A 15,781-nucleotide genomic window follows, 5' to 3' on the forward strand; every position below is an offset into this window, starting at 1 on the left:
TTAGCGCATCTTGGCGAAGAGAGCGCCCATCTTGGGCTGCAGGGCCATGGCCGTGCCCATGTCCGACAGCTTCAGCTTGCCGGTCATCACCGCCATGGTCGGGTCCAGCGAACCGGCGCCGATGGCCAGCAGGTCGTCCAGGCTGAGCGTCATGGTCAGGTCGGCCGGCTTGTCTTCATTGGTCACCGAGCCCCCATCGATGTGGATGACGCCGGTGTCCTTGAGGTCGAACTTGAGGCTCTTGCCGAGACCGCTGTCGTCGCCCACGGCGCCTTTGATGCGATCGGTAACTTCCTGAAGCGTGGCCATGAGCGCGATCTCCCTCTGCGCGATGTAAGTTGCAAATAGCTAGACCGGGCCGCCCGGTTAAGTAAACAGCGTTCAGACGACCCAGGGTCCTATTTCTTCCCTTGATAGAAGGCGACTCTAGTCGGGGTTTTTGTCAACTTTACCCGTACGGCGCCCTGATGGCCGGCGGCCAGGAAGTACGGCGTCTCCTTGGCCTTGGGCAGGGGCGCGGTGCGACCGTCGGCGAAGACGACCACGCCGTCCTGGGCGTTCAGAAACGCGATGCCGGACATTTTCGGGGCCATGAAGCTGGCGACGCCGGCGGCCTTCCCGATCACCGTATTGGCTTCGCCCACCGTCGCCGTCAGGTCACGGACATCGTACTCGGTCGCCGGCTTCAGTTGGGTCTGGAAATTCATGACCGAGCCCATCTTCCAGTCGGCGGGCACGTCGAACACCAACGTCGGATCGCCCTCCAGCTGAGCCAGGGTCGGCAGGCGCTCGAAATAGCCGTCGGCGGTGAGCGGCATCGGCGTCTTGACGCCGCTCTTCTCGACCAGGGTCACCTTCAGGTTCGGGACCGGCTTGCCCTCGTGGCGGATCGCATAGGCCAGCCTAACCCGCGCGCGCTCCGCCGGCGGGATTTTCAGGTACTTGTCGAGGTACGACAGCACCTTGTTGGCGGGCGCGCTTTTCTCGGCCAGTGCGGGCGTGGCGGAGGTCGCCAAGACGGCGGCAAGGACTAAGGCCACTCTCACTTGAACCCCCCTCACTTGGGTTTCACGAACTTGAGCGTCATGCGGTCGCTCTCGCCGATCGCGTCGTATTTTGCGTGGTCGAAGCCGGGTTCGGCCGGTTCGCCGCGCGGCGACGACAGCCGCGTGGGCGGCAGGGTCCAGACGCCGAACGGATGGTCCTTGGTGTCCTCGGGGTTCGCGTTGATCTCGCTGGTCCCGGCCAGCACGAACCCGGCCTCCTTGGCCATCTGGATCACGTAGTCCTGCTGGACATAGCCGTCGGCGGCCAGCACGTCCTGCACCCGGCCCGCGTCGGCGCGATGCTCCTCGACGCCCAGGATCCCGCCAGGCTTCAAGGCCGCCAGGGCGTCCTTGAAGGCCTTTTCGGCGATTCCGCCGGCCATCCAGTTGTGCAGGTTACGCAGGAACAGCACCAGGTCGGCCGTCCCGTCCGGCGCCACCGGACCGCTGGTTTGTCCGAAGGCGGTGAAGGCCACGTCGCCATAGACCTTCTTCTTCTCGGTCAACTTGCGACGGTAGCCCTCGACGATCTCGGCCGCCGCCGGGTCGGAGGGGTCGTTGGTCTGCAGCACCGCCTCGTAGAGCTTGCCCTTCGTGTCGGCCAGGAACGGGGCCAGGATGTCGGTGTACCAGCCCGCGCCGGGCCAGAACTCGACGACCGTCTGGCCGGGTTTCAGTTCCCAGAACTTCAGGCTCTCGACCGGGTGACGCCAGACGTCGCGGGCGCGGTCGGCGGGCAGGCGCCAGTCGCCGGCCACGGCCGCTTCGATCGTATTGGGCCCGGCCTTTTCGGCGGCCTTGGCCTCGACCTTGGCCGGATCGGCCTTCTTGCCGCAGGCGGCGAGCCCCAGCGCGCCGACGCTCGCCAGGACCCCACGCCGCGACCAATACTGAGCTGGAGCCATCATCCCCCCGACAACGTCTCCAGCGTACCCATCGACCTTGGCCAAAGTCAGGCCGGCTTCCGGAAGCGCAAGGTCATGCGGTCGCTCTCGCCGATCGCGTCGTACTTGGCGCGATCGAAGTTCGGATCGGCCGGCTGGCCGCCCGGCGCGGTGCGCTTGGTGGGCGGCAGGGTCCAGACGCCGAACGGGTGATCCTTGGTGTCCTTGGGATTGGCGTTGATCTCTGACTTGGCGTCCAGCTTGAAGCCGGCCTTCTCGGCCAGGGCGATCACCGTGGCGGTGTTCAGATAGCCATCGGCGCCGGCGGCCTTCTCCGAGCGCGGGTCGGCGCGGTGATCCTCGACGGCCAGCACGCCGCCCGGCTTCAGCACGGCGAAGAAGTCGGCGAACACCTTGTCGGCCATGCCCGGCGCCTGGGTCCAGTTGTGGACGTTGCGGGCGGTCAGGACCAGGTCGGCCGAGCCCGGCGCGCCCAGCGGTCCCGACACGGGGCCGAAATTGGCGAACCGCGGCTGGCCGTACTTGGCGGAGTCGGAGAACCGGGCCTCGAAGTCGGCGCGGCCCTTTCGAGCCCCCTCTGAAATCTTCGGATTGGAAAGGTCGGCGACGCCGGCGATGTAGGTTCCGCCGGTGGCCTTGGCGTACGGGGCCAGGATCTCGGTCCAGTAGCCGCCGCCGGGCGAGATCTCGATCACCGTCTGCTTGGGCTCGAGGCCCCAGAAGGTCAGGCTCTCGACCGGATGGCGCGCGCCGTCGCGGGCGACGTCGCCGGCCGGGCGGGTCGGCGAGGCGACGGCGGCCGTCAGGGCCGGGTCCGTAGCGGCGAAGGCGGCGGGGGCGGCCAGGGTGATGGCGGCGGCGAGCAACAGCATGTGGCGGCGAAGCGGCATGGGGGACGTGTCCTTCGGCGTAACGGAGGCCGCGACCTTAGCCGGGGCGGACGGTGCGTCAAACGATTCACGTTCTTTGACGAGACGGCCCCCTTGAACCCCTAAATCCGCTCACCAACTACTTTCACGAAGGCGCTGGACACCCGGGCCTTCCGGACCACTTGGCGATGCCGAATTCGGGTCGCCTACGGGACGAACATTCAAAGACCTTGCTTGATAAGAAGGATCTGACCCAATGCGTACGATCGACCTTTCGCCCCTGTACCGCTCGCTCGTCGGCTTCGACCGCCTCGCCGACCAGCTGGACGCCGCCGCCCGCACCGAAGCGGCCTCGGGCTACCCCCCCTACAACATCGAACGCACCGGCGAGAACGACTACCGCATCGAGATCGCGGTGGCCGGTTTCAAGCCCGACGAACTGACCGTCGAGGTGAAGGAAAACCTGCTGACCGTCACCGGTCGCAAGGCCGCCAATGATGGCGACGCCAAGCAGTACCTGCACCGCGGGCTCGCCGAGCGTAACTTCGAGCGCAAGTTCCAGCTGACCGACTACCTGGTGGTGGTCGACGCCGATCTGTCGAACGGCCTGCTGTCGATCGCGCTGAAGCGTGAACTGCCGGAAGCCCTGAAGCCCCGCACGGTGGAGATCAAGACGACCGCCTCCTCGACCCTGATCGAAGGCGAAAAGGCCGCCTAACCGGCGGCCCTGTTCCTAGTCTCCCCAATCCCCTCTGAACTTGGGCGGCGTCGAAAGGCGCCGCCTTTTTCATGTTTAGGGCAGTGAGAAATCCAGGCCCTGGACCTGGTTCAGGTCCACGTCGCGGAAGCTGGCCTTGGCCACGCGCGCGCCGGTGAAGTCCGAGCCGCGCAGGTCGGCGCCGTCCAGCACCGCCTCACTGAGATCCGCCGCCTGGACCATGGCGTAACGCATGCGGGCCGATTGCAGATTGGCTTGCGTCTGGCGCGTCGGCCCCAGGGGCAATGGCGACAGGAAGGCCTGACGCAGGTCGGCCTTGGTCAGGTTGGCGCCGGTCAGCTTGGCCCCGCGCAGGTCGGCCCCGCGCAGATTGGCCGCGCGCAGGTCGGCGTTCTGAAGGTTGGCGCCCTGCAGCTGGGCGCCGGACAGGTCCAGACCCACCATGCAAGCGCCCTTGGCGCTCATGGCCGTCAGGCGCAGGCCTTTCAGCCTATTGCCCAGCGGACGCAGATCCTCGCCGTCGAGACGCGCCGCCTGCCCTTCCTTGCCGCCGGTCTGGCACCAGCGCTGATTATCGACGCAGCGGTTGTAGAGCGCCTCGGCCTTGCCCAGCGCCTCGCGCGTCACGGTGCCCACGGCGCCGTTCATGCTGGCGCCGCTGGTGCGGGCCGTGGAGGTGTCGACGCCGGCCATCACCGCGCCCGACAGGTTCGCGCCTTCCAGGTTGCAGCCCTTGACGTCGGCGCCGTCCAGGATCGCCCCGACCAGATTGGCTTCCTTGAGGTTGGCGCCCGACAGCTTGGCGCCGCGCAGCGAGCAGTCGCTGAAGTCGGCCTTGAACGCCGAGACGCCCTCGAACTGCGAACCGTCCAGGGTGGCGCCCGAGAAGTTGACCTCGTCGACCTCGCCCTGGCGCGTCTCGTGGCGCATGGTTTCGAGGCCCTTGCGGGGATGCGGGATGGCGATCTGGCCCTCACGGAAGTCGGCCTGGGTCAGGTCGGCCTGGGCCAGGTTCGCGCCGCGCAGGCAGGCGCCGCGCAGGTCGGCGCGCACCAGGGAGGCCTGACGCATGTCGCTTTTGCGCAGGTCGCAGCCGAACAGGCTGGCGCGATCCAACTTGGTGCGGACCAGGCGACAACCCTCAAGCACCGAGGCGGTGAGGTCGGCGTCGATCAGATTCCGGAACGACAGATCTAGGCCCGACAGCTGCATGAAGCGTAGGGAAGCTCGCTTGCCTCCCTGCTTGCCGGTAACGAATTTCTCGTGCGCCGTTACGATCATGTCGAGCTCGGCTTGGCTCAGGCGTCGCCGCCCGGCCACGCTTTGCGCGGCGTTCATAACGATGGTCCCCGTTAGTGTTCTTTTGTGTGTTACGCGGACTGTAGCGGCGAGGGACGAGCGAACTGTTAAACGTGCGTCCGTTTGTCGCGAAAAATTTCAATTTCTTAGATGACGTCGTCCAGTCCGCGCGCGGCCAGACGGATCGCGCCGGTCAGGTCGACGTCCTTGAGCTGGGCTCCGGTGAAGTTGGCGCGCGAGACGTCAGCGCCGGCCATTCGGGCCTGGCGCAGGTCGGCGCGAGCGAAATCGGCATTGGCCAGGATGGCGCCCGTCATGTCGCAGGGCAGCGTACGATCGGCGGCGATCAGCAACGGACCCAACTGAGCGTCGCGCAGGTCCGAGCCCGTCAGCTTGGCGCCCTTCAGCCGCGCGCCCCGCAGGTCGGCGCGGCGCAGGTTGCAGGCTCGCAGGTCCGCCCCCTCCAGCTGGGCGCCCTGCATCTGCACGCCCTCCATGTCGAGGCCGTAGAACACCGCCGCCTTGGCGGAGAGGGCCGTCAGGTTATAGCCCCGGATCGAGCGCAGATTGCGCAGGTCGGCCTTGTCGAACACCGACGGCTTGCCCTCGGCTCCGCCGGTCTCGATCCACTTGGCGTGGTCAGCGATCATCTGCTCGTAGGGCAGGTCCGAGACGCTGGTGCCCGACGGCTTGTCGGTCAGGGCGCCGTCGAGATTGGTGTCGTTGATGTTCCACGACATGGTCTTGGCGCCGACCAAAACGGTGTTGCGTAGATCGGCCCCGGCCAGGTTGGCGCCGGAGAGGTCGGCGCCGGCCAGGTTGGCCCCATTGAAGTTGGCTTGCTTGAGATTGGCGCGGACCAGCTTGGCGTCCTTCAGGATCGCGTCGCTGAAGTCGGCCTTGGTCGCGACAATGCCCGAGAGACGCGAGCGCTCCAGGTTGGCGCCCGACAGGTTGGCGCCGCTGGCATAGGCCTCGCGCTGGGTCAGTTCGATGACCTTGTAGCCTTCCTTGCGGTCGGCGGCGGCGATGGTGCCTTCGCGCAGGTCGGCCTCGAACATGTCGGCGCCGGTCAGGTTCGCGCCGCGCAGGCTGGAGCCGCGCAGGTCGGCGCGGCGCATGCTGGCGTCGGTCAGGTCCGCGCCCTGCATGTCGGCGCCGTAGCAGTTGGCGTTGTCGAGCTTGGTCTTGCGCAGGTCGCAGCCGACGAGGATGGCGCCGGTGAAATCGGCGTCGCACAGGTTCCGGCCCGTCATCGACAGACCGGAGAGGTCGCAGAAGGCGAACACGGCGCGCGCGCCACCCATCCGCGCGGACCACAGGCGGTCGTGCTTGGCGCAGATGACGTCAACGTCATACTGCGTCAGGCGCTTGTATTCCTGTGTGGTCGGCGCGGCGGCGCTCATGGCTCGCATAGAATCCCAGAGTGAGGGAGCACCATGCGCAGACCAAAATTAACGCCGGATTTCCAAAGGCTTCGGATGACGCCGATAGAAATTAACCGACCTGCGGCAGGGCCTCCGCGCGGCTCTCGTCGAGATAACGCGCGCCGGTGGGCTTAAGCTCACCATCCAGTTCGATGACCAGGGGATTGCCGGTCGGAATCTCGACGCCGACGATCTTGTCGTCCGGCACGTTGAACAGGTGCTTGACGATGGCGCGCAGCGAATTGCCGTGGGCGGCGATCAGCAGGGTCTCGCCAGCCTTCAGGTGCGGGGCGATGTCGCTCTCCCAGTACGGCAGTACGCGGATCAGGGTGGTCGCCAGGCTCTCGGTCGACGGCAGGTCCGCGCCCTTGTAGCGGCGATCCTTGCTGAAGTCGTATTCGCCGCCCGCCGCCAGTTCCGGCGGCGGCACGTCGTACGAACGGCGCCAGATGGTGACCTGGGCCTCGCCATGCTTCTCGGCCGTCTCGGCCTTGTTCAGGCCCGTCAGCCCACCGTAGTGGCGCTCGTTCAGGCGCCAGTCCTTGGTGACCGGCACAAAGCTCTGCTTGGCGGCGTCCAGGGCCAGGTTGCCCGTGCGGATGGCGCGGGTCTGCACCGAGGTGAACAGGTGGTCGATCTGGATGCCGGCGGCCGCGATCAGCTCGCCGCCCTTCTTGGCCTGGGCCTCGCCCTCGGCGGTCAGGTCGACATCGACCCAGCCCGTGAAGCGGTTTTCCAGGTTCCACTGGCTCTGGCCATGACGGAGCAGGACAAGCGTCGGCATCGGGCTTCCTTCGTAGATCGGGGAGATGTCAGGCGCGGGCTAAGGCCAGGCGACCGCAGCGTCAAGCGCGGATGCCGCGATCGCCTCTCCCCTGCCCTAAAGGCCGTGCTATAGGCGGGCCATGCCTGATCGCATCTTCATGCCGCTGATGGGGCTTATCGCCCTGGCCCTGATCGCCTTTTCGCTCGTCTGGCCGCAAGGCGAGGGCGACCGCTCCTGGGGTCCGTTCGGCCACACGCCGGTGCAACAGACGCCCGAGATGAAGGCCAAGATCCAGAAGGAAAAGGACGCCGCCCAGCGTCGCGACGAGGCCGCCAAGAAGGCCGTCGAGGCGGCCAGCCAGATGCCGGATCAAGCCCCGCAATGAGCGCCAAGGAAGTGAAGGACTTCGACGCCGTCGCCATCGGCCGCCGCGTGCTGAGCACCGAGGCCGACGCCCTGCGCACCCTGGCCGACTCTCTGGGCGAGGCCTTCACCCGCGCGGTCGAGGCCCTGTTCAGCGCCAAGGGCCGCATCGTCTGCACCGGCATGGGCAAGTCGGGTCATGTGGCGCGCAAGATCGCCGCCACCCTGGCCTCGACCGGCGCGCAGGCGATGTTCGTCCACCCCGCCGAGGCCTCGCACGGCGACCTGGGCATGATCGGCCCCGACGACGTGGTGCTGGCGCTGTCGAAGTCGGGCGAGGCGCGCGAGCTGTCCGACGTCATCGCCTACGCCAATCGTTTCTCGATCCCGTTGATCGCCATGACCGCCTTCGAAGGCAGCCAGCTTGGTCGCGGTGGCGACATCGTCCTGCTGCTGCCCGACGCGCCGGAGGCCACGGCCGAGGTCAACGCCCCGACCACCTCCACCACCTTGCAGATCGCCCTGGGCGACGCGCTGGCGGTGGCCCTGCTGGAGCGGCGCGGCTTCACGGCCAGCGACTTCCGCGTCTTCCACCCCGGCGGCAAGCTGGGGGCCATGCTGCGCACGGTCGGCGACCTGATGCATGGCGAGGACGAACTGCCGCTGATCGGCCTGGAGGCGCCGATGCCCGACGCCCTGCTGGTCATGAGCGAGAAGCGGTTCGGCGCGGTCGGCGTGATCGATGGCGCGGGCGCCCTGGCCGGGCTGATCACCGACGGCGACCTGCGCCGGCATATGGACGGCCTGCTGACCCACACGGCCGGCGAGGTCATGACCCAGGCCCCGCGGACCATCACGCCCGGCGCCTTGGCGGCCGAGGCGCTGAAGATCATGAACGATCGCCGGATTACGGTGCTGTTCGTGGTCGACGCCGGTCGCCCGGTCGGCATCCTGCATGTTCACGACTTGCTCCGCGCCGGCGTGATCTAAGTCACATCCGAACTAATCGAACTTTGTCATGCGAACGCGCTAGTCGCGCGGCCCTCGCACGGCTAAAGCCACCCCATCTCAACTGAAGCGAGCTTTCGATGTTCTCCGCGCCCCGCGCCGATCTCGTTGCCAATACCGCCGCGTATGAAAACGAACCGCTGGTCAAGGCGACCGGCTTCCGCGAGTACGACGCGCGCTGGCTGTTCGGACCCGAGATCAACCTGCTGGGCGTGCAGGCCCTGGGCCTGGGCCTGGGCACCTACATCCACGAGCTGGGCCAGTCGAAGATCGTGGTCGGCCACGACTTCCGTTCGTACTCGACCTCGATCAAGAACGCCCTGATGCTGGGCCTGATCAGCGCCGGCTGCGAAGTCCACGACATCGGCCTGGCCCTGTCGCCGACCGCCTATTTCGCCCAGTTCGACCTGGATATCCCGTGCGTGGCCATGGTCACCGCCAGCCACAACGAGAACGGCTGGACCGGCGTCAAGATGGGCGCCCAGAAGCCGCTGACCTTCGGTCCCGACGAGATGAGCCGCCTGAAGGAAATCGTCCTCGGCGCCCAGTTCGTCGAGCGTGACGGCGGCAAGCTGATCCGCGTGCAGGGGCAGGCCCAGCGCTATATCGACGACGTCGCCAAGCGCGCCAGCGTCACCCGCCCCCTGAAGGTCATCGCCGCCTGTGGCAACGGCACGGCCGGCGCCTTCGTGGTCGAGGCCCTGCGGAAGATGGGCGTGGCCGAGGTCGTGCCGATGGACACCGATCTGGACTTCAATTTCCCGAAGTACAATCCCAATCCCGAAGACGCCGAGATGCTGCACGCCATGGCCGCGACCGTGCGCGAGACCGGCGCCGACCTGGCCTTCGGCTTCGACGGCGACGGCGATCGCTGCGGCGTGGTGGACGACGAGGGCGAGGAGATCTTCGCCGACAAGATCGGCCTGATGCTGGCCCGCGACCTGGCCCCGCTGAACCCGGGCGCGACCTTCGTGGTCGATGTGAAGTCGACCGGCCTCTACGCCACCGACCCGATCCTGCAGCGGCACGGCTGCAAGGTGATCTACTGGAAGACCGGCCACAGCTACATCAAGCGCAAGAGCGCCGAGCTGGGCGCCCTGGCCGGCTTCGAGAAGAGCGGCCACTTCTTCATGAACGGCGACCTGGGCTACGGCTACGACTGCGGCCTGACCGCCGCGGCCGCCATCCTGGCCATGCTGGACCGCAATCCCGGCGTGAAGCTGTCGGACATGCGCAAGGCCCTGCCGGTGGCCTTCACCTCGCTGACCATGAGCCCCAAGTGCGGCGACGAGGTGAAGTACGGCGTCGTCGACGACGTGGTGAAGGAATACCAGGACCTGTTCGCCGCTGGCGGCTCGATCCTGGGGCGCAAGATCACCGAGGTGATCACCGTCAACGGCGTGCGCGTGCACCTGGAAGACGGCTCGTGGGTCCTGGTCCGCGCCTCGTCCAACAAGCCCGAGGTGGTGGTCGTGGTCGAGAGCACCCAGTCGGAAGACGACATGCGGGCGCTGTTCCGCCAGGAAGTGAAGCCGCGCCTGGGCGATCGGGTCGGCAAGTACAACCAGGAAATCTGAGCCGTCTCGAATGGCTCAATGAAAAGGGCCGGCGCTGAGGCGCCGGCCCTTTTGTCATCGGCTTTCAGCCGTGGACGATCAGACCTCCGCCTTGGCCCGGCGATAGGTCGCCCGCGAGCGGCTGGGCGTCACGATGAAGAGACGGAAGATCGGAAGCATTAGCGCCGCAGCGATAACGCAGCCTGCGGAAAGCTGGAAGAGCCAGTCCATTTGGGGAAATCTCAAGTGTCGCCAAGCCCAAGCGTTGACCGCGACGCGGTTCGCTCCCGACGGCGACTGATCCGCATATAGGGAGCCATGGCCACGTTTATCAGGGGCGCCCCGTAATAAGCCGATCGGCTGGCGTGTAAGGCGACGGCGGGTTAGGTCAGCGCCCATGATCAAGCTCCGCCCCTCCCGACCCGAGGACGGCGACCGCGTCGTCCAGATCTGGGCCGCCGCCGTCGACGCCACCCATGACTTCCTCACGCCCGAGGACCGGGTCGCGATCGGTCGCGAGGTCGAGGGCTTCCTGCCGTCCGCCCCGTTGACTCTGGCCGTCGACGACCGCGACCGCGCCCTGGGTTTCATGTTGATCGCCGACGGCCACATGGAGGCGTTGTTCATCGATCCCGAGCATCGCGGGGCCGGCGTCGGCGCGATCATGATCGACTACGCCCTGGCCGTGCACCCCGCCCTGACCACCGACGTCAACGAGCAGAACGCCCAGGCGGTAGGCTTCTACGAACATATGGGTTTCGAACGCACCGGCTGGTCGGCGACCGACGGCCAAGGCCGGCCCTATCCGTTGATCCATCTGCGCTTTGGTGGTTGAGGCGATTTCGGCTTAGCTGGGCGTCCAACCTACGAGTCGTCCAATGCGCCGCCTGCTTACCGCCCTCGCCCTGCTTCTGAGCCCCGGCCTCGCGGTCGCCGCCCAGCCGATCCTGCTGAAGCCCGCCCGCGTGTGGACCGCCGAGAACGCCGGCTCTCCGCGCGAGGGCTGGGTCGTGCTGGTCAAGGACGGGAAGATCGCCGCGGTGGGTCCCGGCTCCCAGGTCGACAGCACGGGCGCCGAGGTCGTCGACCTGCCGGGCGCGACCGTCATTCCAGGCCTGATGGACCTGCACAGCCACCTTTTCCTGCATCCCTACGACGAGACCCTGTGGGACGATCAGGTGCTGAAGGAAACGCCGACCTACCGCACCCTGCGGGCGGCGGTGCAGGCCAAGGCGACGCTGGAGGCCGGCTTCACCACTCTGCGCGACCTGGGCACCGAGGGTGTCGGCGCGGCCGACGTCCCGTTGAGGAAGGCGATCAATGACGGCCTGATCCCAGGTCCGCGCCTGTTCGTGGCGACCAACGCGATCGTGGCCACCGGCTCGTACGGACCCGCCCGCAAGAACTACAACCCCGAGGCCGAACTCCCCCAGGGCGCCCAGGAAGCCAGCGGCGTCGCCGAGGTGGTCAGGGCCGTGCGCGAACAGGCCGGCGCGGGAGCGGACTGGATCAAGGTCTATGCCGACTATCGCATCGGCCCCGACGGCTCGACGCAACCGACCTTCAGCATCGAGGAGCTGAAGGCCCTGGTCGACGCGGCCCATTCCAGCGGCAGGCCGGTCTCGGCCCACGCCTCCAGCGACGAGGGCATGCGCCGGGCGGTGCTGGCCGGCGTCGACACCATCGAGCACGGCTATGGCGGCAGCGACGCGACCTTCAAGCTGATGGCCGAGAAGGGTGTTGTCTTCTTCCCGACCCTGACGGCGGTCGAAAGCACCTCGACCTATTTCGGCGGCTATGTCGCCGGCAAGACCCCGCCGACGGCCGCCATGGCCAATGCCGAGCGGGCTTTCAAGCTGGCCGTGAAGAACGGCGTCACCATCGGCATGGGCAGCGACGTCGGGGTCTTCAAGCACGGCGACAACGCCCGCGAACTGGTCTGGCTGGTCAAGGAAGGCATGAGCCCCGCCCAGGCCCTGCTGGCCGCCACGGCCGTCGACGCCAAGGTGCTGGGCCGCGCCAACGACCTGGGCCAGTTGAAGCCCGGCTACCTGGCCGACATCGTCGCCGTCCAGGGCGACCCGACCCAGGCGATCGAGGCGACCCGCGACGTGGTCTTCGTCATGAAGGGCGGCCAGGTGGTGAGGAGGCCGTGATGCGAACAACGCCCGCCCTCCTGCTGCTGGCCCTCGCGAGCCCGGCCGTCGCTCAGACGGACCCGGGGACGATGCAGCGGCACGACACCTTCCGCGACGCCGCCACCGCGCCGCTGGAAGACCTGAACCTCAAGCAGAAGAGCATCCCGGCCGTGCTGGAACGGGCGGTCGCCGATCCCTACGACATGACCGGCCTGGACCGTTGCGAGCCGATCGCCGCCGAAGTCGGCCGGCTGGACGCGGCCCTTGGTCCCGACCTCGACGAAGCCCCGCCGCCCGACAACCGCTCGAAGGGCAAGAAGGTCGCGGACGCCGCCTACAGCGTGGGCGTTTCCGGCGTGCGTGACACCACCCGCGACGTGCTGCCCTTCCGGGGCTGGATCCGCAAGCTGACCGGCGCGGCCAAGCACGACAAGGCGGTCGCCAAGGCCATCGCGTCCGGCGGCGTGCGGCGCGGCTACCTCAAGGGCGTCGGCATGCGGATGAACTGCGCCCCACCGGCCGCGCCCAGCTGGTTCGTGCCGGCCGAGATCAAGCCGCCGATCCCGCCGAAACAGCCCAGCCTGTTCGAGAACTTCCTGGCCTGGTGCAACGAGGTCGTCGCCTGGCTGCGGAGCCTGGTCGGCTAGCTATTTCAGCATCGCGCGGACTTCGCCGACCAGCTTGGGGCCGTCGAACGGCTTCATCACATAACCCTTGGCGCCCAGTTGCATGGCCTGGACGATGCGGTCGAAGCGCCCGTCACCGGTCAGCATCAACACCGGGATGTCAGCATGGGCCGATTCCTTCAGGGTCTTCAGGGCGTCCAGGCCGCTCAGGCCCGGGATGCGCACATCCAACAGGATAGCGTCGGGCCGTCGCGTCGCGACGGCGCCGATCAGCCTGTCGGCGGCGGGAAAACCGACGACCTCCAGCCCGTCGCGGGCCAGGAAGGTCTCGATCAGCTCCAGCGTCGGCTCGTCGTCATCGGCGACGTAGATCAACGGAACGCTCTTGGACATCAATGCCTGGACTCGTGTTCGGCGATGCACGCCGTTCGAGCGGTTGAAGCTCAAGATGGTTAAGGCGTCAAACCACGTTCTTAGGGTTTCGGCGCTTTCCGCCCAAGGTGCTTGGGTCCGCGCCACGGGACGGCTAATCAGGCGTGGCCGTTGAAGGAGTTCCCATGCGCCCCCCCTTTCAGTCCTTGGCCGCCCTCGTCCTGGCCTGCCTGTTCCTGGTCGTCTCGCCGGCGCTAGCCCAACGCCTGGATGAGACCCCGCGCGTGGCCGTGATCTCGGCCTTCCCGCCCGAGATCGGCGCCCTGAACGCGGCGACCAGCCAGCAAAAGAGCTACGACGTGAACGGCGTCCAGTTCACCACCGGCCAGCTGGAAGGCAAGCCGGTCGTGGTATTTCTGAGCGGCGTGTCGATGGTCAACGCCGCCATGACCACCCAGATGGCCCTGGACCGTTTCAACATCACCCGCATCGTCTTCTCCGGCATCGCCGGCGGCGTCGACGAGAGCTTGGACATCGGCGACGTCGTGGTCGCCGACCAGTGGGCCCAGAACCTGGAAAGCGCCTTCGCGCGCGAGACCGACAAGGGCTTCGAGGTGCAGTCGTTCATCCGCAACAGCGACCTGGCCAACTACGGCATGATCTATCCGCGCGGGATCGTCCTGCCCGGCGACGCCCTGGGCGCGCCCGCTCGCGTCTGGTTCCCGGCCGACCCGGCCCTGCTGGACACCGCTCGCAAGGTCGCCGCCCAGGTCGCCCTGCAGCGCTGCGCCGCCGACAAGTGCCTGGCGCATCCGCCCAAGGTCGTCGTGGGCGGCAAGGGCGTCTCGGCCCCGGTGTTCCTCGACAACGCCGCCTACCGCAAATATCTGCGCGCCACGTTCGAGGCCCGCGTGGTCGACATGGAAAGCGCCGCCGTCGCTCACGTCGCGCTGGTCGGCAAGACCCCGTTCATCGCCTTCCGCAGCCTCTCGGACCTGGCCGGCGGCGGCGCGGGCGCCAATGAGATGGGGACCTTCATGGCCCTGGCCTCGGACAACTCCGCGACCGTGGTGAAGGCCTTCGTGAAGGCGCTGCCGAACTAGGTCAGCCGCTTTTCGTCGTCGATCAGGGTCAGGCGCGAGGGCGGCCCCGCGCTCCAGGAGAACAGCACGAGGTTCATGTCGTCAGCCCCAGCGCCGCGGGCGAAACTCCTGACCAGCAGGCCTTGGTAGCCGGCGCCCGCGAGGCGTCGCGCGAAGGCCTGGGTTCTCGCTTCACCCCGCGCCCGCATCTGATCCCGCCAGCCGGAGTCGGCCAGCGCCTCGGCGTCGATGTCGTGGGCGGCCAGCGCCGTCGCATCGCGAGTGTCGAACACCCGCTCGATCTCCGCGTCGTAGGAGACGAGCGTCGTGGGTTGCAGGGCGCCAACCTGGTTGGCCTCGCGCAGGGCCGTCATGACGCTCAGGGAGGCGTAGAGCGCCGGCGTTCCCTTGGCGTTGAACCGGCCGCCATAGAGCTCCGCGCCTCGGCCGGACAACGGCTCACGGGCATGGATCGGGTTCAAGGCGCGGTACAGAAGCCCCCGATACATCCCGGACTAGGCGTGGACGCCGGCGTCGACGGCGTCGACATAGTCCAGCACCTCGTCGATGCGTCCCTCGCGAACGAGCTGCATCGCCGTCTGGCCGGAGAAGCCCGGCAGCGGTTCGGAACGATACCAGGCATAGGCGATCAGCTCGGAGCCGAAGCGCGGCTCGACCTTGTTGATGACCTCGACCATTTCCCGCAGGCGGCGCTGGGTCTTGGCCGAGCGCGAGCGTTCCTGGCGCTGGACCGCGTCCCGGCCCAGCCCCGCCGTGCGCGCCACTTCTTCGCTGGTTGTACGGAAGACATCGGCGATCTTGCGCGGGGCGAAGAACCCGTCGTCGGCGTATTTGGCCAAACCCATGGCGATGCCCTTTGTGTCACTGCCACTCAGAATGACGAATATGGCGTCATTTCATGTGGCAATCAAGGTCAACGCCTGAGCGCGACGCTTGGTCTCAGCGCGTCCCGAACGTCCGATCGCCCGCGTCGCCCAGACCCGGCACGATATAGCCGTGCTCGTTCAGCTGCGCGTCCACCGCCGCCGTCCAGATCGGCACGTCCGGATGGGCGGCTTGCAGGGCGTCGACGCCGGGCTGGGCGGCCAGCAGGCAGACGAAGCGCAGGTTGGTGACGCCGGCGGCCTTCAAGCGCGCGATGGCGGCGATGGCCGAGTGGCCGGTGGCCAGCATCGGATCGACCACGATGACCAGGCGGCCGGCGATGTCCTCGGGCGCCTTGAAGTAGTACTCGACCGCCTCCAGCGTCTCGTGGTCGCGATAGAGGCCGACATGGGCCACACGGGCCGATGGGACAAGGTCCAGCATGCCATCCGCCATGCCCAGACCCGCGCGCAGGATCGGGGCGAAGACCAGCTTCTTGCCGGCGATTTCATAGGCCGTGGTCGGGGCGACCGGGGTCTCGATCTGGACCGTGTCCATCGGCAGGTCGCGGGTGATCTCGTAGCAGATCAGGGTCGCGACCTCGCGCATCAGGGCGCGGAAGGTCTTCGTCGAGGTCTGCTTGTCCCGCATCTTGGTCAGCTTGTGCTGGACGAGCGGGTGGCTGACGACGGTGACCTGGGTCATGGAAAGGCTCTGCTAG

At 67.5% G+C, this 15,781-nt stretch carries 19 protein-coding genes; 8 read left to right on the forward strand and 11 right to left on the reverse strand.

Annotated features, from left to right (window positions below):
- From ACW173_RS23885 to ACW173_RS23900, 4 genes are all read right to left on the reverse strand, one after another.
- Entirely contained in the window at window positions 1-309 is a 309-nt protein-coding gene (locus tag ACW173_RS23885) for an SCP2 sterol-binding domain-containing protein (protein WP_492082642.1), read from the reverse strand.
- 89 nt (window positions 310-398) lie between these two features.
- The gene (locus ACW173_RS23890; RefSeq protein ID WP_492082644.1) at window positions 399-1,040 is read right to left on the reverse strand and encodes a hypothetical protein; all 642 of its coding nucleotides are present in this window, start codon (window positions 1,038-1,040) and stop codon (window positions 399-401) included.
- 17 nt (window positions 1,041-1,057) lie between these two features.
- Window positions 1,058-1,954, reverse strand: coding sequence for a class I SAM-dependent methyltransferase (locus ACW173_RS23895; RefSeq protein ID WP_492082645.1), 897 nt, complete (start codon window positions 1,952-1,954; stop codon window positions 1,058-1,060).
- A gap of 44 nt (window positions 1,955-1,998) precedes the next feature.
- Complete coding sequence (locus ACW173_RS23900; RefSeq protein ID WP_492082647.1) at window positions 1,999-2,841, reverse strand: class I SAM-dependent methyltransferase; 843 nt, start codon at window positions 2,839-2,841, stop codon at window positions 1,999-2,001.
- Window positions 2,842-3,076: 235 nt separating this feature from the next.
- On the opposite strand from ACW173_RS23900, the gene ACW173_RS23905 reads away from it, so the two are divergent.
- Window positions 3,077-3,538 (forward strand): Hsp20 family protein, encoded by a 462-nt coding sequence (locus tag ACW173_RS23905; RefSeq protein WP_492082649.1) that lies wholly within the window; start codon window positions 3,077-3,079, stop codon window positions 3,536-3,538.
- Window positions 3,539-3,613: 75 nt separating this feature from the next.
- Here ACW173_RS23905 and ACW173_RS23910 read toward each other — a convergent pair whose 3' ends face one another.
- The 3 genes from ACW173_RS23910 to gpmA form a co-directional block, all read right to left on the reverse strand.
- The gene (locus tag ACW173_RS23910) at window positions 3,614-4,876 is read right to left on the reverse strand and encodes a pentapeptide repeat-containing protein (RefSeq protein ID WP_492082651.1); all 1,263 of its coding nucleotides are present in this window, start codon (window positions 4,874-4,876) and stop codon (window positions 3,614-3,616) included.
- 107 nt (window positions 4,877-4,983) lie between these two features.
- Window positions 4,984-6,243 carry a pentapeptide repeat-containing protein gene (locus tag ACW173_RS23915; protein ID WP_492082652.1) on the reverse strand — a complete coding sequence of 420 codons (1,260 nt, stop codon included), beginning with the start codon at window positions 6,241-6,243 and terminating at the stop codon, window positions 4,984-4,986.
- 91 nt (window positions 6,244-6,334) lie between these two features.
- Window positions 6,335-7,048, reverse strand: a complete 714-nt coding sequence (gpmA, locus tag ACW173_RS23920; RefSeq protein ID WP_492082653.1) for a 2,3-diphosphoglycerate-dependent phosphoglycerate mutase — start codon at window positions 7,046-7,048, stop codon at window positions 6,335-6,337.
- A gap of 139 nt (window positions 7,049-7,187) precedes the next feature.
- Here gpmA and ACW173_RS23925 point away from each other — a divergent pair, with 139 nt between their 5' ends.
- The 6 genes from ACW173_RS23925 to ACW173_RS23950 all read left to right on the forward strand — a co-directional run bounded on the left by ACW173_RS23925 (window position 7,188) and on the right by ACW173_RS23950 (window position 12,742).
- Window positions 7,188-7,415, forward strand: a complete 228-nt coding sequence (locus ACW173_RS23925; protein WP_492086054.1) for a hypothetical protein — start codon at window positions 7,188-7,190, stop codon at window positions 7,413-7,415.
- An 11-nt stretch (window positions 7,416-7,426) separates the two neighbouring features.
- The gene (locus ACW173_RS23930) at window positions 7,427-8,383 is read left to right on the forward strand and encodes a KpsF/GutQ family sugar-phosphate isomerase (RefSeq protein ID WP_492086055.1); all 957 of its coding nucleotides are present in this window, start codon (window positions 7,427-7,429) and stop codon (window positions 8,381-8,383) included.
- 98 nt (window positions 8,384-8,481) lie between these two features.
- Window positions 8,482-9,978, forward strand: coding sequence for a phosphomannomutase/phosphoglucomutase (locus tag ACW173_RS23935; protein ID WP_492082654.1), 1,497 nt, complete (start codon window positions 8,482-8,484; stop codon window positions 9,976-9,978).
- Between the two features lie 376 nt (window positions 9,979-10,354).
- A complete protein-coding gene (locus ACW173_RS23940; RefSeq protein WP_492082655.1) occupies window positions 10,355-10,792 on the forward strand; it encodes an acetyltransferase in 438 nt (145 codons plus the stop codon).
- Window positions 10,793-10,835: 43 nt separating this feature from the next.
- Window positions 10,836-12,113: a metal-dependent hydrolase family protein gene (locus ACW173_RS23945; protein WP_492082656.1), complete on the forward strand. Its 1,278-nt coding sequence runs from the start codon at window positions 10,836-10,838 to the stop codon at window positions 12,111-12,113.
- On the forward strand, window positions 12,113-12,742 hold the full coding sequence (locus tag ACW173_RS23950) for a hypothetical protein (RefSeq protein WP_492082657.1): 630 nt from the start codon (window positions 12,113-12,115) through the stop codon (window positions 12,740-12,742). Before ACW173_RS23945 ends, ACW173_RS23950 begins: the two co-directional genes overlap by 1 nt.
- Here ACW173_RS23950 and ACW173_RS23955 read toward each other — a convergent pair whose 3' ends face one another.
- Window positions 12,743-13,114: a response regulator gene (locus tag ACW173_RS23955; protein ID WP_492082658.1), complete on the reverse strand. Its 372-nt coding sequence runs from the start codon at window positions 13,112-13,114 to the stop codon at window positions 12,743-12,745. It abuts the gene before it with no gap.
- 164 nt (window positions 13,115-13,278) lie between these two features.
- On the opposite strand from ACW173_RS23955, the gene ACW173_RS23960 reads away from it, so the two are divergent.
- Window positions 13,279-14,196, forward strand: a complete 918-nt coding sequence (locus ACW173_RS23960; protein WP_492082659.1) for a 5'-methylthioadenosine/S-adenosylhomocysteine nucleosidase — start codon at window positions 13,279-13,281, stop codon at window positions 14,194-14,196.
- Here the strand turns inward: ACW173_RS23960 and ACW173_RS23965 are convergent.
- From ACW173_RS23965 to upp, 3 genes are all read right to left on the reverse strand, one after another.
- Window positions 14,193-14,684, reverse strand: coding sequence for an RES family NAD+ phosphorylase (locus ACW173_RS23965; protein ID WP_492082660.1), 492 nt, complete (start codon window positions 14,682-14,684; stop codon window positions 14,193-14,195). The genes ACW173_RS23960 and ACW173_RS23965 overlap by 4 nt on opposite strands.
- A gap of 6 nt (window positions 14,685-14,690) precedes the next feature.
- A complete protein-coding gene (locus ACW173_RS23970) occupies window positions 14,691-15,041 on the reverse strand; it encodes an MbcA/ParS/Xre antitoxin family protein (RefSeq protein ID WP_492082661.1) in 351 nt (116 codons plus the stop codon).
- A 94-nt stretch (window positions 15,042-15,135) separates the two neighbouring features.
- A complete protein-coding gene (upp, locus tag ACW173_RS23975; RefSeq protein WP_492082662.1) occupies window positions 15,136-15,765 on the reverse strand; it encodes a uracil phosphoribosyltransferase in 630 nt (209 codons plus the stop codon).
- Window positions 15,766-15,781 lie beyond the last annotated feature (16 nt).

It is taken from the genome of Caulobacter sp. ALps2 (assembly GCF_058681635.1).